This is a genomic window from Mucilaginibacter rubeus (genome assembly GCF_003286415.2).
In the GTDB taxonomy this organism is placed as follows: Bacteria; Bacteroidota; Bacteroidia; order Sphingobacteriales; family Sphingobacteriaceae; genus Mucilaginibacter; species Mucilaginibacter rubeus_A.
On the sequence record NZ_CP043450.1, the window covers coordinates 5833106 to 5853036 of the forward strand.

The 19931-nt window shown below is 43.2% G+C and carries 16 protein-coding genes; 4 read left to right on the forward strand and 12 right to left on the reverse strand.

Annotated features, from left to right (window positions below):
* Positions 1–45: 45 nt before the first annotated feature.
* The 7 genes from hutI to DEO27_RS23320 form a co-directional block, all read right to left on the reverse strand.
* A complete protein-coding gene (hutI, locus tag DEO27_RS23290) occupies positions 46–1266 on the reverse strand; it encodes an imidazolonepropionase (protein WP_112575750.1) in 1221 nt (406 codons plus the stop codon).
* 62 nt (positions 1267–1328) lie between these two features.
* Complete coding sequence (gene hutU, locus DEO27_RS23295; RefSeq protein ID WP_112575749.1) at positions 1329–3002, reverse strand: urocanate hydratase; 1674 nt, start codon at positions 3000–3002, stop codon at positions 1329–1331.
* Positions 2980–4539: a histidine ammonia-lyase gene (gene hutH / locus DEO27_RS23300; RefSeq protein ID WP_112575748.1), complete on the reverse strand. Its 1560-nt coding sequence runs from the start codon at positions 4537–4539 to the stop codon at positions 2980–2982. Before hutH ends, hutU begins: the two co-directional genes overlap by 23 nt.
* Positions 4532–5041, reverse strand: a complete 510-nt coding sequence (locus DEO27_RS23305; protein WP_112575747.1) for a MarR family winged helix-turn-helix transcriptional regulator — start codon at positions 5039–5041, stop codon at positions 4532–4534. The genes hutH and DEO27_RS23305 overlap by 8 nt, the downstream gene beginning before the upstream one ends.
* A gap of 491 nt (positions 5042–5532) precedes the next feature.
* Complete coding sequence (locus DEO27_RS23310; protein WP_112575746.1) at positions 5533–6426, reverse strand: SDR family oxidoreductase; 894 nt, start codon at positions 6424–6426, stop codon at positions 5533–5535.
* A 74-nt stretch (positions 6427–6500) separates the two neighbouring features.
* A complete protein-coding gene (locus tag DEO27_RS23315; protein ID WP_112575745.1) occupies positions 6501–7076 on the reverse strand; it encodes a Crp/Fnr family transcriptional regulator in 576 nt (191 codons plus the stop codon).
* 56 nt (positions 7077–7132) lie between these two features.
* A complete protein-coding gene (locus DEO27_RS23320; protein ID WP_112575744.1) occupies positions 7133–8134 on the reverse strand; it encodes a glycosyltransferase in 1002 nt (333 codons plus the stop codon).
* Positions 8135–8542: 408 nt separating this feature from the next.
* Between DEO27_RS23320 and DEO27_RS23325 the strand changes: the two genes are divergently transcribed.
* The 3 genes from DEO27_RS23325 to DEO27_RS23335 all read left to right on the forward strand — a co-directional run bounded on the left by DEO27_RS23325 (position 8543) and on the right by DEO27_RS23335 (position 11208).
* Entirely contained in the window at positions 8543–9370 is an 828-nt protein-coding gene (locus DEO27_RS23325; protein ID WP_112575743.1) for an acyl esterase, read from the forward strand.
* A gap of 29 nt (positions 9371–9399) precedes the next feature.
* The gene (locus DEO27_RS23330) at positions 9400–10308 is read left to right on the forward strand and encodes a glycosyltransferase family 2 protein (RefSeq protein ID WP_112575742.1); all 909 of its coding nucleotides are present in this window, start codon (positions 9400–9402) and stop codon (positions 10306–10308) included.
* A gap of 63 nt (positions 10309–10371) precedes the next feature.
* Positions 10372–11208 carry a glycosyltransferase family 92 protein gene (locus tag DEO27_RS23335; protein WP_146750147.1) on the forward strand — a complete coding sequence of 279 codons (837 nt, stop codon included), beginning with the start codon at positions 10372–10374 and terminating at the stop codon, positions 11206–11208.
* A 93-nt stretch (positions 11209–11301) separates the two neighbouring features.
* Here DEO27_RS23335 and DEO27_RS23340 read toward each other — a convergent pair whose 3' ends face one another.
* The 4 genes from DEO27_RS23340 to DEO27_RS23355 form a co-directional block, all read right to left on the reverse strand.
* A complete protein-coding gene (locus DEO27_RS23340) occupies positions 11302–12123 on the reverse strand; it encodes an alpha/beta fold hydrolase (protein WP_112575740.1) in 822 nt (273 codons plus the stop codon).
* A gap of 395 nt (positions 12124–12518) precedes the next feature.
* Complete coding sequence (locus tag DEO27_RS23345) at positions 12519–13946, reverse strand: PQQ-dependent sugar dehydrogenase (protein ID WP_112575739.1); 1428 nt, start codon at positions 13944–13946, stop codon at positions 12519–12521.
* 16 nt (positions 13947–13962) lie between these two features.
* The gene (locus DEO27_RS23350) at positions 13963–14463 is read right to left on the reverse strand and encodes an RICIN domain-containing protein (RefSeq protein ID WP_112575738.1); all 501 of its coding nucleotides are present in this window, start codon (positions 14461–14463) and stop codon (positions 13963–13965) included.
* Positions 14464–14659: 196 nt separating this feature from the next.
* The gene (locus tag DEO27_RS23355) at positions 14660–15649 is read right to left on the reverse strand and encodes a toll/interleukin-1 receptor domain-containing protein (protein WP_112575737.1); all 990 of its coding nucleotides are present in this window, start codon (positions 15647–15649) and stop codon (positions 14660–14662) included.
* 320 nt (positions 15650–15969) lie between these two features.
* On the opposite strand from DEO27_RS23355, the gene DEO27_RS23360 reads away from it, so the two are divergent.
* Positions 15970–18543, forward strand: a complete 2574-nt coding sequence (locus tag DEO27_RS23360) for a TonB-dependent receptor (protein ID WP_112575736.1) — start codon at positions 15970–15972, stop codon at positions 18541–18543.
* Positions 18544–18650: 107 nt separating this feature from the next.
* On the opposite strand, the gene DEO27_RS23365 is transcribed toward DEO27_RS23360, so the two are convergent.
* Positions 18651–19922 (reverse strand): DUF1501 domain-containing protein, encoded by a 1272-nt coding sequence (locus tag DEO27_RS23365; protein WP_112575735.1) that lies wholly within the window; start codon positions 19920–19922, stop codon positions 18651–18653.
* Positions 19923–19931: the final 9 nt, after the last annotated feature.

Sequence of the window (19931 nt, forward strand, 5' to 3'; positions counted from 1 at the left end):
AGTTTTTATTTATAAATAATCAGCGGAATCATAAAACTGATCGAATCAACGGTCGCCCGTCCAAACATGGGCCGGTTTAAGTTTTCCCTGGTGATATAGTATTTCGCGGTAGTCGTTACATGGATAGGCCTGCATATCTGCAAGCTTGCCCTTTGTTAATATACCACGATCATTCAGCTTCAATGCCTGTGCTGCCCGATAGGTTAAGCCTGCAAAAACTTCTGCAGTGCTTAGTTTTTCGGTTGCTGCCATTACGGAGGCTTCCATCAGCAAATCGCCCATTGGCGCAGAACCAGGGTTCCAATCACTGGCGATAGCGAGGCAAGCCCCGGCATCAAGTAACTTTCGGGCGGGTGCATAACCCATGCCCAAACCCAACGAAGCACCGGGTAAAGTTACAGCAACGGTATCTGAATTGGCCAATAATTTTATCTCATAATCGCTGCTGGCCTCCAAATGATCAGCCGACGCCGCCCCTGCTTTAACGGCAACTTCACTGCCACCGGTCGAAAACTGATCGGCATGAACCGTGGCTTCAAAACCCATTTGCTTGGCTCGGCTCAGATAAAATAACGCGTCGCTGGTATTAAAAGCTTTTTGTTCAATAAAAATATCCACCCGGCTGGCCAGATCATGCTGTTTTATCTTCGGCAGCAGATCATTCAACAAATGCTTAATATATTCGCTTTCATTTCCATCAAAATCTTTCGGCTTGATATGTGCCGCAAGGCAGGTGGGTACAATATGAGCATGTGTTTTATTGGCCGCCTGATGAATGGCTTTAAGCTGTTTTAGCTCTTCCGCTACCGACAAGCCATAACCGCTTTTAATTTCAATGGTGGTTACACCTTCTGATAAATGCCTGTTGATACGTTGTACTAACAAGTGAGTTAGCTCTGCTTCGGTAGCCGCACGGGTTTGTGTAACGGAATCCCAAATGCCGCCACCGGATGCCGCAATTTCCAGATAGCTTTTTCCTGAGTTACGCATGGCATAATCCTTAGCTCTGCTCCCTGCAAAACAGATATGCGTATGGCAGTCGACAAAGCCAGGCAGTAATACATGATCGCCGGTAATTTCCTCAATTTGTGCCGATGGATAATTTCTGCGGAGCTTTTCAAAATCATCAACAGCAATGATAACGCCATCTTCGATCAGGATACCGCCATTGGCAACGATCTGCAACTGCTCATCATTCAGCGCACCCTTAAGAGGCAACCCCGTTAAAGGTAATATTTGTGTAAACGGACCAATTAGTTTCTTCATGAGTTCCCTTCTCGAAGCGTCATTGCGAAGCACGAAGCAATGACGGTTTTATATTTTACGTTTTACCAAACCTTTAACCCAAACTTATCCCTCCATTCGGCAGCTTTATCGTACCCTGCATCAGTATGTCTGAAAATACCCATGGCCGGATCGTTATGTAGCACCCGCTTCAAACAAGTTGCCGCACGGTCGGTGCCATCGGCCAGTACTACCATACCGGCGTGTTGCGAATAGCCCATACCTACGCCACCACCATGATGGAACGAGATCCAGGTTGCACCGCCAGAGGCATTGGCCATCAGGTTAAGCAAGGGCCAATCGGAAACCGCGTCTGAGCCATCAAGCATTGCCTCGGTTTCACGGTTAGGTGAAGCTACCGAACCGCAATCCAAATGATCGCGACCGATTACTATCGGACCTTTTACTTTACCTGTGCGTACCAGTTCATTAAATATCAGTCCGGCTTTTTCACGCTCGCCCATGCCCAGCCAGCAAATGCGGGCAGGAAGCCCCTGGAACGCTATCTTTTCACGCGCCTTTTTAAGCCAGGTAATTAATGGTTTATTCTCCGGAAAAGCTTCCATCAACGCCTGATCAGTTGTATAAATATCTTCCGGATCGCCGGATAAGGCTACCCACCTGAACGGGCCTTTACCCTCACAAAACAGCGGACGAATATAAGCCGGTGTAAAACCCGAGAAGTTAAAAGCATCGGCTTCGCCACCCTGTCGGGCAAACTCGCGCAGGTTGTTACCATAATCAAAAGTTACGGCGCCCCGTTTTTGCAGCTCCAACATCAAACTCACATGCCTGGCCATACTTTTCAGCGAACGCCGTTTATACTCCACCGCGTCATCTTTTCTCAAAGCAACCGCTTCATTTAATGACAGATCATTAGGTACATAACCATTCAGAGGATCATGTGCCGAAGTTTGATCGGTAAGTATATCGGGGATGAGATTATCTTTCAACAGCTTTTCGAGCAGATCACCTGCATCAATCACCAGGCCAACAGAAAGCGCTTCTTTTTTAACGATAGCTTCTTTTATCCAGACAATGGCTTCATCATACGATTCCGTCATCCGGTCGATATATTTGGTATCAACCCTTTTTTGAATCCTTGATGCATCCACATCGGCACCTAAAAACACGGCACCGGCCATGGTTGCGGCTAATGGCTGAGCTCCACCCATACCGCCCAAACCGGCGCTTACAATGAGCTTACCAGCCAAATCGCCATTAAAATGCTGGTTACCGCACTCTACAAAAGTTTCATAGGTACCTTGCAAAATACCCTGAGTACCTATATAGATCCAGCTGCCTGCCGTCATTTGTCCGTACATCATCAGGCCTTTTTCGCGAAGCTCATTAAAATGTTCCCAATTTGCCCAGGCGGGTACCAAATTGCTGTTGGCTATTAAAACCCGCGGTGCTTCCGGGTGGCTACGGATAATACCAACGGGTTTGCCCGACTGGATCAGTAGCGAATGATACTCGTCCAGTTCCAGCAACAGTTCAATTATTTTGCGCAGCGCTTCCGGGTTGCGGGCTGCCTGGCCTATGCCTCCGTAAACCACCAGTTCGTCGGGGTTTTCGGCAACCTGACCGTCAAGGTTGTTCAGCAGCATCCGGAGCGGGGCTTCGGTTTGCCAACTTTTGGCATGAAGCTGCATGCCATGCGGCGCTTTGTACACCGGGTGTTTAGCGTAGGTATTAATAAATTCCGAACTCGTCATGACTTAAATCTATTTGGTGAGCAATAGCGGCATCATTAGCTGTTTTCAGCAACAAGCCATCGGTGATTAGTTGATATAGGCTGTTGATATCATCAGCAAAAACACGGTCGTCCTGTATAAATTCAACATGCTGCCTTACCAGGTTATGGCAGGCTTCGATAACCGGAGTTGACTTTAACGGTCGACGGAAATCCATGGCCTGTGCCGCGTAAAGCAGTTCGATGGCCTGTATATGCTCGATATTATCAATTACCTGGTGTAGTTTACGCCCGCTGATAGATCCCATGGATACATGGTCTTCCTGCCCCAACGAAGTAGGCACACTATCAGCACTGGCCGGGAAACACAGGGTTTTATTTTCGGTTACGAGGGCAGCTGTAGTATACTGCGGGATCATCAAACCCGAATTAAGTCCGGCATCATGTGTAAGCAGCTTCGGCAGGCCATACCGCCCTTCGCTCATGAGGTAGCAGCGCCTGTCGGCAATGTTCCCAATTTCGGCGGCGGCGGTGGTGGCATAATCGAGCGGTAAGGCCAGAGGCTGCCCGTGAAAATTACCGCCGCTGATGGTATCATCGGCATTAAAAATAACCGGGTTATCAGTAACCGAATTAAGCTCGATTTCGGTAAGCTCCTTTAAATGCAGCCAGGCGTTGCGCGATGCGCCATGTACCTGCGGCATACAGCGGAGCGAGTAAGGATCCTGCACCCTATCACAATTGATATGCGATGAATTAATTTCCGAGCCGTCCAGTAATGTAAACAAACGGTGCGCTACCATACGCGTGCCTTTAAACGGGCGGATCTGGTGCAGCCGCTCATCAAAAGGACGGATAGAGCCCATCAATCCTTCTAACGACATGGCGCCAATCAAATCGGCACGGTTCAAAGCATCGTCCAACCGTTGTACCGCTTTTATAGCGAATGAAAGGATGAATTGTGTTCCGTTGATTAAAGCCAATCCCTCTTTAGGGCCAAGGGACAATGGTTTTAAACCATGTTTATTTAATATCTGTCCGGCAGTTGCCTTTTCGCCATTCTCAAATACATAACCCAAGCCAATCAGCGGTAAAAACAGATGCGACAACGGAGCAAGATCACCCGATGCACCTACCGAACCCTTTTCAGGAACTACGGGAATAATATCATTATCGATATGCCAGATGATGCGTTCAAGCGTACTTAACGCAATACCCGAATAACCCTGTGCCAGCGCGTGCACTTTGGTGATCATCATCAGTTTGGCAATTTCCTGTGGGATAGGTTTCCCCACGCCTACGCTGTGGCTTTTAAGGATATTGCTTTGCAGCAAACTGGTGTCTTCCTCCGAGATCCGGGTATCACACAGCGGGCCGAAACCTGTATTGATCCCGTAAACCGGGTGATGGCTGTGTACTATCTTTTCCACCTCGCGCCAGGAGTTTTTGATCATCTCAGCGGCCTCATTATTAATAACTCCTTTGGTTTTGCCTGATGCGATATCAAGACATGTGCCAATAGTTAAATGATCGGTGCCGTAATTAAATGTATTAGTCATTGCCGGCGGGTTTTAAATTGGTATTTAGTTTTTCAACGATATTATCGGCCAGTTTAGTTTGGCGGAAAGTTTTTTCAAGCGCGGTTACAGCAGGCAGTAACTGTTGGGCGGTTTCATCGCTTTCAACCAGTTGCGTCATGGCATCGCCGATGGCATCCCAAACAGGCATAATCTGCGCTAATAATTCACGACCGCTCTCTGTAAGCGTTACTAACTGGCGGCGACCGTCATCGCTACAGGTATCGCTGGTAACCAGGTTACGTTTTTTTAAATTGGTGATGAGCTGGCTTGCAGCCGGATGCGACACCTCTATCTGTTCGCTTAATTCTTTGATGGATAAAGCATCATTTTTTGATAACAGGTAAAATACAGGAAACCAGCTGGCATCAAAATCAATCCCCGCGTTTTGGTAAGCTTTGTTAATCTCGGCTAAAAAAGCTTCACTCAATCGCCTTAAGCGACTGCCCAAAACCAGGTAGCCCAAACTTTGATATAAATTCATGATGCAATTTATATAAGTACTTATATAATTACAAATTTTATTTTATTCATTATTGCCTTCTGCGTTAAACGTCTAATACGTAAATGACGGGGCTTTGCAGTTATAACTTACATTGTCGCGCTCTTGGCCGCGCGGGGCCAGTCACTTTTTTCTTGATAAAAAAGTAACCAAAAAATCAAGTCAGCAGGGAGGCTTCTTTTCGCTCAACCCACCCATGGCTCCGGCCGGCCTTTGCCCTGCAAATCGGGCAGAACCACGGCTGCAATTATTTTGCCCCGCTTCGCCCGCGCATTGCCATCTCTTCTGCAAAAACTTGCTATGCCCTCCAACCACACAGCCCAGCATTGTTCTGCCCGATTTCACCCGAAACTTACCTGCTGACGAAAAACACGTTCCTCAGAATGACAGTTGTTGTTATGAATTGGCTAAAACGCAACAAAGCCACTCCGCAATAGCAAAATGGCTTTGTTAACCAGAATATGAATAGTACCTTATTTCAAATAACCGGCATTTTTAATATCGAAGATCAAGCCGGTTGCTTTGGGTTGCCAACCTAAAGTTGCGCGAGTTTTTTCGCTGGATGAAGGGCAGTTCATAGATGCGAAATGCAGGAACCAGCCAAAATGAGCAGCTGCCTCATCGCCCGATTTACTGAGCACAGGCAAATTCAAACCACTACCAATAGCTTCGGCAATATCCCTGAAGGCAACACCCTGTTCATCAACCGCATGGAACACACGAAGGCCGGGCTGTTTCTCCACTATCAATCGATATAAAACCGCCGCATCTGAACGATGAACGGCCGGCCAAAAGTTATTGCCATCGCCAATATAAGCCGATTCGCCTTTTTCTTTCGTCATGTTAATAATCATCGGCACAAAACCATGATCTCCTTCGCCATGCACGCTTGGTGGCAGGCGTACCAAATAAGCTTTAACACCTTTTTCGGCAACGGCTTTAGTAGCTTCTTCTGTAGCTACACGCGGATTAACATTTGATGTAGCAGGAGGCACATCATCTTCGGTCACCAGGCGACCGTAATTTAAAAGCCCTACTCCTGATGTAACAACTAAAGGTTTATCTGTACCCGTCAAAACATCACCCAAAGCAGCGATCACTTTACGGTCATCTTCGCAATTATCTTTAAACCTGGAAAAATCGTGATTAAAAGCCGTATGGATCACGGCATCACAAGCTGCAGCGCCTTTCTGAATAAATTCAAGGTCGTTTATATCGCCGTGGTATGCTTCAGCTCCTGCTGCTGTTACCTGTTCGGCCCCCTTATCTGAACGGACAAGGCCAAGTACCTGGTGACCTGCTCCTAAAAGTTCTTTTACTATTGCTGAGCCTACAAACCCTGAGGCTCCGGTTACAAATACACGCATATTCAATGATTTTATTTGATACAAAACTCTCCAATAAAATCCTGCTAAAGGTGGTCATGTGACCATAATTACAATTAGCGCTGAAGCTGTGCGTGCCTGATACGGGTAAGTGTTTTTATAGAGATGCCAAGATAAGCGGCAATCATGCGCAAGGGCAACCGGGATAAATAGCCGGGAAATGTTTGTACAAAATCCTCGTATCTTTCTTCGGGAGTAGCGCCTAATGAAAGCAGTATACGTTTACGGCTGTAATGGGTATTGCGGGCTATAAGATCTTCAGCAAATTTTTTCAATTGCGGAATCTCCGCCCGTAACATCTCAAAATCATTTTTCTGCCAACAGAGTATTGTGCTTGGTTCAAGAGCCGCGATACTTACTTCCGATGGTATTTGCTTGTCGTAGCTTTCAACATCCAGTGTCCAGCTGTTTTCGGGCGAAAATTGGAGGATATGCTGGTTCCCATCTGCAGAAATATTGAATGTGTACAAAAATCCGCTTGCAACAAAAACCTTATGCCGGCAAACTTCACCCGCACTAAAAAGAATCTCGTTGCGGCGTAATGTGCGCTGCACCGCCAGGTCGCTGATCCGGCGGATAGCCTCTTCATCCATGTTTCCCGCTCTAAGATATGTTTCAAATTCCGGATGCATTATCCAAAAATAATAAACATTTCAATAGCAAGCCGGGCACTGTAAAAACATGACACTTAAATATTAAATACTTTTTCGGGCTTCTTTTTGATGTTCTTGTACCAAAAATCACGCGCCTTTACACCCCAGATAAAGCGGTTAACATCGCGTTGTTGTGATACCTGGCTCCGCTTGGTGAGGTAGTATAGTTTATGTGCATTCTTCTTTAGCAGCCACCACAGGCGTAGCGACAAAAAATGGCTGGTGTAACCATTGTAAAGGTCATATAGTTGTTTTACAAATTGAGGGTTTTTGTTTCCTTTAAATTTTAAGCAATGAGCAATCCACTTAATGTCCTGTTTTAGTTTCAGGCCTTTTGTCTCCTCCTTTTTTTCTTTTACGGTACTGCTTTCGGCATGGCGGCGATACTTAACCAGGCACTTCGGAATAAAATCAATGGTGCCGATGTTTAAAGCAACGTAGCTTAACCACCAGTCGTGATACAGATCTTTATTAAAAGGTAACGCATGGTTTAGTAAATCACGCTGTGCCATGATAGCGTGTCCAGAAACGCAATTTTCTAACAGGAAAACTTCGGGATCATTCCCCTTGTAGAAATTATAAACATCAGACATTTTATAATTGTAATGGCTACCCTCTTCATTAACAACATCCGAATTATAGTAGGAAAACCGCTGTCCGTTTTCATCAATAAACTCCGAATCATGATAGATAAGCTGATTGTCGCCTATTGCTTTCACCTGCAATTCTATCTTTTCGGGGTGCCACAAATCGTCCTGATCACAAAAAGCTATCAGTTTCCCTTTTGAATACCCAAAAGCTATTTCAAAGTTTTTTGCAAAGCCAACATTACGGGCATTTCTATAAACATGAAACCGGGGATATAATGCTGCATATTCCTGCAAAATATCATAGGTATTGTCTGATGAACAGTCATCAACTGCAATAATTTCGATGTTTTGATAGGTTTGTGTAATCAACGTATCTAACTGCTGACGCAGGTACTGTTCTCCGTTGTATGTGCAAAGGACAATAGAAACAAGAGCGTTATCTGTCATAGGTAGTAAACTTTTGTTCATTACATTGTATTAACGTAAACTTTTAACGAATAATTACAGCACATTCCTTTTTTAACATTTTTAACATTTGAGTGTTAACCTATACGATATATCCGTAAAGGATACCGGCACAATATTGATGCCGCATTTCTACCAGCAAATCATCCATCCATCGTAACCAACAGATAAACAGGCGTTACCAGATACAGTAACTGACAACATCACAAGCCAGCTGTATATACTATTGTATGGTTTTTGTATCTTTGAGGCATATTGATTTATACTCAACAATATATTTGTGTTACAAACAACTGCCAGTCCCACTAAATCAGTATTTATAGTTTCCTGCTTCAAAAACAGGACATTGCTGCCTAAGTAATAACCAGGCGATATATTTTTCCATCAACAATGGCTATAACCATACTGTCTACTTTTGTAAAAAACATCCGGCCATCAGCTTATAAGTTCAGGTACACTATTTGCACACTGGTTACCCGGCACGAAGAATATGCTGAAATGCTTGGTTCATTTATTGAGGCTGGTTTTGATACTGATATCTGCGAGTACCTGATGATCAATAACAGTGAAGGAAATACGGCAGATGCATATGATGGCATAAACCTGTTCCTGCAAGATGCACAAGGCGAGTATATTATTGTGTGCCATCAGGATATATTGCTGATCAATAAAGAAAGCAAACAGCTATTGGATCAGCGTATTGCCGAAATGACCAAGCTTGACCCTAAATGGGCTGTATTGGGGAATGCAGGTGCAGTTGACAGGTTGTATAAACGGAATGTTTTTAAGATAGCCTACCCCAACGGAAAAATTGACATTAAAGGCGACTTGCCGCAAAAGGTATGTAGCGTTGATGAAAATTTTATCGTAATTAAAAAAAGTGCTAATCTTTCATTGTCTTCAGACATTGGGGGATTTCATTTTTATGGTCTTGATATTTGTATGGGGGCCGAGTTTAGGGGGTATACATGCTACGTGATTGATTTTTTATTGCTGCACAAAAGCCTGGGTAATGTAGATGAAACCTTCAAACGCTCATTTAAAGTAGTAAAAAACAAATACACGCATTTTTTAAGGGGCAGATACGTTAATACTACTATTGCAAGTTTCTACCTTTCGGGCTCGCCTATTAAAAACGCGATATTTAATACGAGGCTGTTCAGGCGGGTAATTAAAACTTTTGAAGAAATAAAGGCTAAGCTTAACCGTGCTAAGTAAAATACCAGACGGTCAATTATCATATTTGGATGGAAAACACGCTCATATCAATTGCGCTTTGCACATATAATGGCGAAAAATACATTGGTGACCAGCTTGAAAGCATTGTTAATCAAACGTATAAAAATTTAGAAATTATTATAGTTGATGACCGCTCGACAGATAACACGTTTGATATTGTCAAAAGCTACCAGGAGCGTGATCCGCGGATTAAATGTTTCAAAAATGAGGCAAACCTGGGCTTCAATAAGAATTTCGAAAAAGCCATTGCTTTAACTACCGGGCAGTACATTTCTATCAGCGATCAGGATGACATCTGGCTCCCCAATAAAATCCAGGTATTGGCCGATCATATCAAGAATTCCTGGCTGATCTGTTCAAACTCAAGGTATATGAGCGCCGATGGCTCCCTTACAGATCGCTACCTGCTTAATAATTTCTCTCTATCGCACAGAAATTTTAAGGCCCTGTTGCTAAATAATTTTGTTACCGGCCATACTGTGCTGTTTTCACGGGAGTTGTTAAAATACGCCTTGCCCTTTCCAAAAATTGGTTTTTATGATTGGTGGATGGGGTTTGTTGCCTTTTACTATAAAAAAATAACCTACGTTGACCAGGTGCTGACCCATTACCGGCTTCATGCCAATGCTGTAACAAATAATGCTACCTTAAGCCCGGGACAGTTAGCTAATTATCATTATGAAATGATGTGCACCCATCTTTCTGTTTTCCGGGAATACCACCATCTGAAACCCGCCGACAAAGATTATATTGAAAAATTATACCAGGCTTTATTAACCAAACGTAATAAATATTCATTTCCACTGTTTCAGATAATGCTTGCCGATTATGATGATTTATTTTCGCTGGCGAAGGAGCGTAAAGGCTTATCCAAAATAAATTTTGCCAGGCGATTTGCCATGAAGCACAATGTCTGATAAAAGAATTTGCCGCAAGGCAAAAGGTTAACCAAACCTTATTCACCAACTAACCTGTACCATATGCGCGTGTTAAAATATTTTTCAAAGCCCAAACTGAACTACAAACTGGCTATTTGCGCCATCATCAGGGATGAAAATGCTTATCTTGAAGAATGGATAAAATATCATTTATTGATAGGGGTTGAACATTTTTTCATGTATGATAATGAAAGTAAAGTCCCTGTTAAAACTACTTTGAAAGCGCTTGGCCTGGCACAGTATGCAACCGTTCGAAAAATAAAGGGCGAGGCTCAACAAATGAATGCTTATAACGATTGCGTTAAAAGATTTGGTGAGCACGCTCAGTGGATAGCATTTATAGATATAGACGAGTATATCGTTCCTAAAATATACCCTTACCACCTGCCCGATTTTCTTGAAGATTATAAAGATTATGGAGGCATTAATATTAACTGGGCTGTTTTTGGCTCAAGCGGTCATAAAAAACGGACCAACAAACCGCAACTGGAGAGCTTTATATTACGCTCGGAAACAAACTTTTATAAAAACCGGCACACCAAATGTATTATACAGCCAAAGTTTGCCGATAGCTGCCATAACCCTCATTACTTTGATTACAAGGATAAAAAATTCGCGGTCAATGAAAAATTCAAGCCCGTGGTAGACGCATTTTCAGATGTGAGTGTGGATAAGATCCTGATAAATCATTATTACTGCCGGTCGGAAGAAGAGTACCTGGAAAAAATCACCCGCGGCGCAGGCGACTCGGTCAGGGTGCGAAAGATGGACGACTTTCACGAGCATAATGATGAAACCAATATTGTAGAAGATACCCTTATATTGGAGATAATAAAAACCAAAACACAGGATCAATTAAAAATGGAACCGGTTGTATAATTCCGGTATAATAATCTCAAATAAAAAGCGGTTGTCTCTTTCGGGACAACCGCTTTTTATTTACCGCACTTTAAATAAGTGCCTGAGTTTGCATTACTCTTTAATAAATGCCAAAAGATCCTTATTTATGGTTGCAGCCTCAGTTGTAGGCATACCATGCGGAAAACCGGGGTAAGAGATTAGTTTGCCGTTTTTCAGCAATTTGATTGACTTCAGCGCCGAGTTTGCAAACGGAACAATCTGGTCGTCCTCACCGTGCATAACAAGTACCGGAATGTCTACACTCTGAAGGTCTTCCCTGAAATCTGTTTCTGAAAATGCTTTAACACAGTCATAATGAGCTTTTATGCCGCCCATCATGCCCTGGCGCCACCAGTTATCCTGGATACCTTTTGATACTTTAGCCCCTTCACGGTTGTAGCCATAAAACGGGAAGGTGATATCCTGGTAAAATTGGTTCCTGTTAGTGGCGGTGTTTTCACGAATATCGTCAAACACAGCAAGCGGAACGCCATCCGGGTTGCTCTCGTTTTGCACCATAATCGGTGGAACCGCGCTGATCAGCACAGCCTTAGCAATACGGCCTTTACCATATTTGGCAGCGTAATGAATAACCTCACCGCCCCCAGTAGAGTGACCGATATGGATAGCATCTTTCAAATCAAGTGCTTCAACAAGCTCAGCAACATCAGCTGCATAAGTGTCCATTTCATTACCGGTTGCGGTTTGGCTTGAGCGACCATGACCACGGCGGTCATGGGCTATAACCCTATAGCCTTGCTCAAGGAAAAAAAACATCTGGGCATCCCAATCATCGGCAGATAAAGGCCAGCCGTGATGGAAAACCAATGGTTGTCCGGTTCCCCAATCCTTGTAAAAAATTTCGGTTCCGTCTTTTACTGTAATTTTACTCATGTCGTTTTTCAATTATGGTGATTAATAAACACTGAAGATGCAGGGCCGTTTTTAACAAAACGTTATCCATATAATATCTTTATGCTTTTAAAGGCTGCAAGAATAAGAAACCAAAAGCTTATTATCTACACTATAAAAGTACCTAATTGAGGCTCAGTCAGTAAAAATCCTTCCAAAATTTACCCTGGTAAGATAAACCAATCATTTTTTTGACACATGACTTGAAGTGGCCTATCAATTACCGACTACTTAGCTGCCGATGCAGGAAAATGCCTGATCTTTTCATCATAAACCAGGACTTTTTAACTAAGCGCGGTTTAAAGAAACTACAAACCGAATATAAAAAACATTTAAAACACTAAAATCAATAATTTAAAGCCGCATTAAATCCTTTTTTATTTCTTCCGTTTAGATGTTACCCAAACGTAATCAGCAATTTTATTAATATCAGCAGCACTGATTGCGCCACGCCAGGCAGGCATTCCTTTTTCAGTTATGCCATTAGTTATATTTTTAACTATCGATGCCTTATCGGCTCCGTGGGCAAAATTGCGGCCAAGCAGGCTTTTGGTTTTTTCGGTACCTTGCAAATGATCCCCATGGCAGGCGGCGCACAACTGTTGAAACATAAACGCTGGCGTTTGCTTTTTCACCGTAGTCTTTTTATTGATGGCAATACTTTGCACCTGCTGTTTAACTTTTTCGTTAGATGGCCTCAATCGTAAGATCATGTCAAAAGGCGGTTCACCTTTACCTTCCGGTGGGTCATAGTGCGAGGTTGATATATACAAATAACCATCAGGCCCAACAACCAGCGAGCGGATCCGGCCATACTGTTTTTTCAGCAACACCTCCTGCGTTACGGGTTTATCATTGTTCAACCTTATGCGCAAAATGGATTCGCCGCGTAAACATGCTACCAATAAATTTCCCTTAAGTTCCGGAAAAGCATTCCCGTTATAAAACCCAGCTTCCGAAGGGCCGATGGACGGTGTATATTCCAGCAAAGGCGAGATCATCCCTTCCCGGGTATCCTGGTGATGGATCACTGGCCAGCCATAGTTTTGGCCGGGTTTAATGATATTGATCTCATCGCCACCGGTTGGCCCATGTTCCGAGTTAAACAAGACGCCGGTGCCGGGTTCAAATGCCAGGCCCTGGGGGTTTCGATGCCCATAGGTCCAGATCTCCTTGTGTGCAGTATCATTTTTAGTAAATGGATTATCAGCAGGGATACTGCCGTCGTCATTTACCCGGAGTATTTTGCCGTTATAAGCTTTCAGGTCCTGTGCCAGGGCCGGTTGGTCGGCGTCGCCCGTAGTGATGTAAAGTTTCTTATCCGGGCCAAATACCAGCCTGCAGCCGGTATGGTTCTGGTTACCGGGGATGCTCTTAATAATAGTAAATGGATTAATAAGCGAATCGTTCCTGAATTCGTAACGGGCCACACGCACCCTGATATGATTATCCTCGGTATAATTACTGGCAATGTAAATCCACTTGTTTTGCGCAAAAGCAGGGTGCAGGCACATGCCCAGTAAGCCGGTCTTTTTATCAAGCGTAATGTCGTTAACCGTTAGCGCCGGTTTGGGTAAAAGTTTATTGTTTCGGTATATCCTAACCCTACCGGCACGCTCGGTAAATAACATAGTGCCATCAGGCAAAAACGTTATTTGCCATGGAACAATAACGTTGGTTACCAGGGTATCTATTTTAAAACTGACAGCTGTATCGGGACCAACGGCTTTCTTTATACTGATAAAAGCGCTTATCACTAAGGCGCAAAACAACAGGGCAATAACACAAACCGTCCTTAATTTCATAAGCAGGAATTTTATTTTACATGGTAGGCGATTGCTGGTAGATATCCCAGTACTGATCCTTTGTATTAGTTTTTTTAGCGAGGATAATCTTTGAATTTACACTGCCTTTTTTGTCGGATGGGGTAAGGTACAGGTCGGTACCTTTCAGCTTGATCAGGAAGGTATCTTTATCTATCGGCTCAAACTCGTATTGCTGTGTAGCATTATCTGCATTAAGTGGTTGTTCTTCCAAAGCTACTCCGGCATTGGCTTCTGCTACGGGCTGAAAAGTTTTGTTGGTGAAAAGGTTCTTCAGTTTATACGTATTGCCCTCTACATGCTGAAAATCCCAGGTCATGCATTTCCAGTTTTCGGGGTAATAAGCCACCAGCGGAGTACCATTTGCCGACTGCGCGTCTTTAACGCGTAGCAGCATTCCGGTTTGCTCATTTTTAATGGCGTAAGTCCCTTTAATTTGTTGGGCCGAAACGGCAAGAGCAGGCAACAGGAAACATAACAGCCAGGCAAATCTTTTCATAGGTATATCGGTTTAAACAAATTTATATACAAAGCATAAACAGCTGTTATACAAATTGGTTCAGTTTTTAGTCGATATGTATCAAAGAGAGATTAAACGATTATTGACAAATATTATGCTATCGCTAAACTCCGAACCATCATGACTCAAGCTTTCAATAAACCATATTAAACAATGATTACTAATGTCTTTTTTTTTAAATCGATAAGTCTCCAAACATTCTTTTACCGCTATCAGTTGCGCAATAAGGAGTTTTTAACTTAATAATTGTCCATTTAGAATTTGGTTTAAATATTGAAGTGGCAGGAATCTCATCCGCTATTTCGCGAATGATGACATGTCTATTTGTTCTTTGGTCCACGATAACCCATTTTTCTAAGTATTTAAAAGGCCCTACATGTTCACTAATCATAAAGTACAATGAATTGGTCAAAGTTTGAAAGGAATCGCTGCTTCTTATGTCAAGAAATAAGTTTTTATTCTTGAAGCCTGGAAAATCGACATCGAATTGTACCGAATAAACAATATCTTCTTGTACTGGTTGAGGCTTAAAATCTTCAATACTTATGTTTAAGTTGTTACCCACTATCGAGTATTGGTTTTTTTCTAAGACCTCAAGAAATCTTTTATCAATATGACTTTTAAAATTTTCTATTAGTTGCTGTATTGTTTCTTGATTTTCATTTGTTTTTTTTTCCTGTGCAAATGTTATTTTAGAAATTTCAGTTACTATTCCTTCAATGACAACTTTCGACATCTCTTCGTCAAACTTGATTTCAAAAAGAGTTAATAATTTAGAAAAAAACTCGACGACCGAACGATAGTCATTGAGTTGATAACACTGGTATAAACCTAATGGTGGCAAAATATCTGACTTGTTTAAGCCTATGCAGATTACAATAATTTCACAATTATCTAAGGCCTGTCCAATACCACTTTCAAAGTATATCCATGGGCGATTAATACTATTTGGCGTCAATAAAGAAACTACGGCTTTGCTCTGGGTAATTTTTGAAAGAATTTGATTGAACCACATATCCCCAGGTTGAAGACCTCCACCTCCTATTGCATCTGATGAAAACCATGGGTTGATTTGCCCGAGCGTTATACGTCCTAACGCATTAGAAAACAACTCCGCTATCGCACTATCTCCTCTATAATGACTTATGAAAAATTTATGCCCCATTTTATAAATCTGCTCTTAGCTTTTTATAAAAATAGTATTTTGAAGAATAATTATTATAATAAATAAGTCTTATCAACTAAGATTTATTTATAGCGTAATTTTAACCTATGCGACGATACAAATTGGTTCAGTTTTTAGTCGATATGTATCAAAGCAAGCAAATTCTGTGTAAGGTTTTATCAACAAGACCGACTAACACGCCAAAACCCTGACCATCGGCATAAACTATGAAAATTCCAATTCCGGCACCATCGTTATGTTTTATAAAACATAACGTTATTTTTACATTTCACTTTAAGGGTCGCAACCTAAAAAACCACATGAACAAAAAACTACTTTTAATTTTGTCCCTATCGGGCACGTGCTTAGCCGCTAAAGCGCAAGACACGCTCAAGAAAACTCAGGCCGATACAACAGCCATTAAAAAGAAGCAACTGCAGGAAGTAGTTGTCTCCGCATCCCGCATCAGCGAAAGTATTTTACGCTCGCCGGTAAGTATCGAAAAGATCAGGGCATCTGCCTTTAAGCTTTCGGCAGCACCCTCTTTTTTTGATGCCCTGGAAAATGTAAAGGGCGTTCAGCTTATTACTCCAAGCCTTGGCTTCAGGATCATTAACACCCGCGGTTTTGCCAATACCACCAATGTTCGCTTTACCCAATTGGTTGATGGGGTTGACAACCAGGCACCACATTTAGGCGCTCCTATCGGCAACGCGCTGGGGCCAAGTGATCTTGACATTGAAAGCGTAGAGATCATCCCCGGTACTGCATCCGCGCTTTACGGCCTGAACGCGATAAACGGGTTCGCAAATTTTATCACTAAAGATCCATTTACTTCGCCCGGTATTACCATTCAACAAAAAACGGGCATTAACCACGTAGGCGATAAAGAAACCGGCGTAAAAGGTTTTTCAGAAACCAGTTTCAGGATAGCTCAGGTACTCTCGCCTAAATTTGCCTTTAAACTGAATGGCACTTATACCACTGGGTACGACTGGATAGCCGACAATACAACTGATCAAAACGCCGCGGCCAACGCCAAACTGGGCATTCCGGGCGGGCCGCAAAACCCTGCCTATGACCCCATTAACGGTTATGGCAATGAATCATCCGACAGAAAAACAATTACCCTCGGCGGCAAACAGTATTCGGTTGCCCGTACAGGATATGCTGAAAAAGATCTTACCAGTTATGGTTTGCATAACGTGAAGTTAGACGCAGCATTGGCTTATAAATTCAATGCTAAAACACAGCTTACCTATACCTTCCGTTTTGGCGACCTGGATAATATTTACCAACGGGCCAACCGCTTCAGGCTAAAAGGTTACACTTTACAGCAACATGCACTGGAATTGAAGAATGATATTTTCCAGGTACGCACTTACCTCACTATTGAAAACACGGGCAAATCATACAATCTGCGCTCTGCCGGTGAAAACCAGGACCGCAACTTTAAAAGCGATAACGACTGGTATGCCGATTTTACAAAAGGTTTCAACAATGCCACTTCGGCAGGAGCAAATGTACAGCAAGCCCTGAACCAGGCCCGCCAGTTTGCGGACGCAGGCCGGTACCAACCCGGAACACCCGCCTTTAATGCCACCCTCAACAAACTTGCTGATATTAACAACTGGGATGTGGGTTCGGCCCTGCGCGTTAAAGATGATCTGTTTCACATAGAAGGACAGGCAGATATCTCAAAAGCCATCTCCAAAGATTTTATCAAACAAACCGGGCTGGATCTGCTTGCCGGGTTTGACCACCGTACCTATATCATCCATCCCGATGGTAACTACTTCATCAATTATGTGCCCGGCAAAGAATTCAGCAATTTGGATTACAGCAAAACGGGCGGCTTTATACAAGCATCAAAAGAACTTTGGGACAATAAACTTAAACTATCGGCCACACTGCGCGGCGACAGGAATGATTACTTCGACCTGAAACTGAACCCTCGTTTTACATTGGTATTTTCGCCGGTTGTTGAGCATAATATCCGGGTATCATTTCAGAGCGGTTATCGGTTCCCGAGTATTTTCGAAGCTTTCTCTAACGTAAACAGCGGCGGGGTAAAACGTATTGGCGGCTTGCGCGTGGTATCAAACGGCATTTTTGAAAACTCGTACCTCCGTACTTCGATAGATGCTTTCCAAACCGCTGTAAAAAATGATTTTAACCAGGGCATCACCACAAACGCGGCCATCGAAAAAGAAAAGGGCTTGCTGAAAAAGAACCCTTACACCTATTTGCAACCTGAGCATATTAACTCATTTGAGGCCGGTTACAAGGCATTATTTTTTGATGGAAAGCTGAGTGCCGACGCGGACTTTTACTACAACAAATACGATCACTTTATTGCCCAGGTAGAGGTCAATGTACCTAATACGCAAAAAGCCGATTCGATCCCTTATTATCTGAATGATAAAAATAAACAGGCCCGTTACCGGGTATGGACTAATTCGCAAAGTAAGGTTACCAATATTGGCGGTAGCATTGGGCTTACCTATCACTTACCGGCCAACCTGCAATTATCCGGCAATGCATCTTATGCCAAGTTACAGCGAACAACCAATGAGGATGCCCTTGAAGATGGTTTCAATACACCGCAATGGATCACTAATTTCTCTTTTGGTGGTAACCGTGTGGCAGGTAACTTAGGGTTTAATGTAACCTACAAATGGCAAAGTGGCTATTACTGGCAATCCTTTTTAGTAAATGGTAACGTTGACCATTACGGCACTTTTGACGCGCAGGTTAATTATGATTTCCTGAAAACAAAACTTAATGTAAAACTGGGTGCCAGCAACCTCACCAATAAATATTATAACTCCTTTTTAGGCGGCCCATCAATTGGCGGTTTCTATTATACTACACTTACTTATACTATTATGTAGTTGTTTTTCCCTTCGTTTCAGACTTACGAAGTTTTGAAAACTTCGTAAGTCTTTAAGAGCACAATTGCACGCCATCGCTAAACTCACGGCAGCATTAAAGAATTACTTTATCCCCTCATCACATTCACCCTATCCCCTTTCCAATCCGGGAATAGTATGTGGTCATTATTTATGGCGAGGTGTTTATCAGCTACAGAGCTAAATACGCTTCTAAAATCGGTAGTTACCGCAAGGTCGCGGCCATCCTCCAGGTTTTCGATAGCTAACGGTTTTATATCACCATAAACTAAACCGCCATTTACATCATTGCCCAAAATAAAGTTACAGGAGGCGCGGCCATGATCTGTACCACCAGTTCCGTTTTGATGAACAGTACGACCAAATTCGGTCATGGTCATTACGGTAACATCATCCTGATAGGAACCAAGATCTGTCCATAAAGCCATCATACTGTTGCTCAAATCGGACACGTTACGGGCAAATACACCGTTTTCGGTACCCTGGTTAAAGTGGGTATCCCAACCATTAGATTCAGCAAAAGCCACTTCCAGTCCTACATCCATTTTAATAAGCTGGGCAATTTGCTTTAACGAATTACCCAATGCCGAGTTGGGGTAAACGGCACCGTTAGCTGGGGTGTAATTTTTAATATTGGTTTTCTGAAGCATTTTCATGGCTTCAAAGCTTTCCTTCCCGGTTTGCTTCAGCAGGCCCGACGCGGTTTGATCATACAGGTCCTCAAAGCTTTTGGCAGCCATATTAGCTCCGGTAGGGTTACCACGCATCTGAATAGCAAAATCCTGCAGGTTACTAATGGCTACGGATGGGTTATCGCCATAAAAAGAACGTGGCATAGCCGATGTCATACTTACAGCGGTAAAAGGCGTAAGCGCGTCATGGCCGAGCAAACCTATAGCCCTATTAAGCCAGCCGCTTGACGTACCTTTGTTAAATGGCGTGCCCGATTCCATGTAATCCTGTGCATCAAAATGCGAGCGGGTATTATTAGGCGACCCTATACCATGCACTATGCCTAATCTTTTCTCACGAAACACAGGTTCAAATGCTTTCATGGCGGGGTGCAAACCAAAGCGGCCATCCAAATCAATCAGCGGATTACCCGTGCCGCTTTTTGCTGCCGACATAAACAGGTTTGGACGGGCAGCTTGCAAATATTCATCGGTAAAAGGGGTAACCGCCATAAGGCCGTCCATAGCCCCGCGCTGAAAAATGCACACCAGCGTTTTTTTCTTTTTATATGGCGATAAGATCTTCTCGCTTGCAGCAGCCTCGGCCAAAAAGCCGGGAATACCGCCCAGTAAGCCCACGCCTAAAAGGGCCAGTCCGCCCGATTTTAAAAATCCTCTTCTTGATACCATTTTTAAATC

Bases quoted from the DNA above. Each gene is read 5' to 3' on its own strand.
- hutH (WP_112575748.1), bottom strand. From the start codon at position 4,539: ATGACTAATACATTTAATTACGGCACCGATCATTTAACTATTGGCACA.
- DEO27_RS23310 (WP_112575746.1), bottom strand. From the start codon at position 6,426: ATGCGTGTATTTGTAACCGGAGCCTCAGGGTTTGTAGGCTCAGCAATA.
- hutI (WP_112575750.1), bottom strand. From the start codon at position 1,266: ATGAAGAAACTAATTGGTCCGTTTACACAAATATTACCTTTAACGGGG.
- DEO27_RS23360 (WP_112575736.1), top strand. From the start codon at position 15,970: ATGAACAAAAAACTACTTTTAATTTTGTCCCTATCGGGCACGTGCTTA.
- DEO27_RS23320 (WP_112575744.1), bottom strand. From the start codon at position 8,134: ATGACAGATAACGCTCTTGTTTCTATTGTCCTTTGCACATACAACGGA.
- DEO27_RS23350 (WP_112575738.1), bottom strand. From the start codon at position 14,463: ATGAAAAGATTTGCCTGGCTGTTATGTTTCCTGTTGCCTGCTCTTGCC.
- DEO27_RS23340 (WP_112575740.1), bottom strand. From the start codon at position 12,123: ATGAGTAAAATTACAGTAAAAGACGGAACCGAAATTTTTTACAAGGAT.
- hutU (WP_112575749.1), bottom strand. From the start codon at position 3,002: ATGACGAGTTCGGAATTTATTAATACCTACGCTAAACACCCGGTGTAC.
- DEO27_RS23335 (WP_146750147.1), top strand. From the start codon at position 10,372: ATGCGCGTGTTAAAATATTTTTCAAAGCCCAAACTGAACTACAAACTG.
- DEO27_RS23305 (WP_112575747.1), bottom strand. From the start codon at position 5,041: ATGAATTTATATCAAAGTTTGGGCTACCTGGTTTTGGGCAGTCGCTTA.
- DEO27_RS23330 (WP_112575742.1), top strand. From the start codon at position 9,400: ATGGAAAACACGCTCATATCAATTGCGCTTTGCACATATAATGGCGAA.
- DEO27_RS23355 (WP_112575737.1), bottom strand. From the start codon at position 15,649: ATGGGGCATAAATTTTTCATAAGTCATTATAGAGGAGATAGTGCGATA.
- DEO27_RS23315 (WP_112575745.1), bottom strand. From the start codon at position 7,076: ATGCATCCGGAATTTGAAACATATCTTAGAGCGGGAAACATGGATGAA.
- DEO27_RS23365 (WP_112575735.1), bottom strand. From the start codon at position 19,922: ATGGTATCAAGAAGAGGATTTTTAAAATCGGGCGGACTGGCCCTTTTA.
- DEO27_RS23325 (WP_112575743.1), top strand. From the start codon at position 8,543: ATGGCTATAACCATACTGTCTACTTTTGTAAAAAACATCCGGCCATCA.
- DEO27_RS23345 (WP_112575739.1), bottom strand. From the start codon at position 13,946: ATGAAATTAAGGACGGTTTGTGTTATTGCCCTGTTGTTTTGCGCCTTA.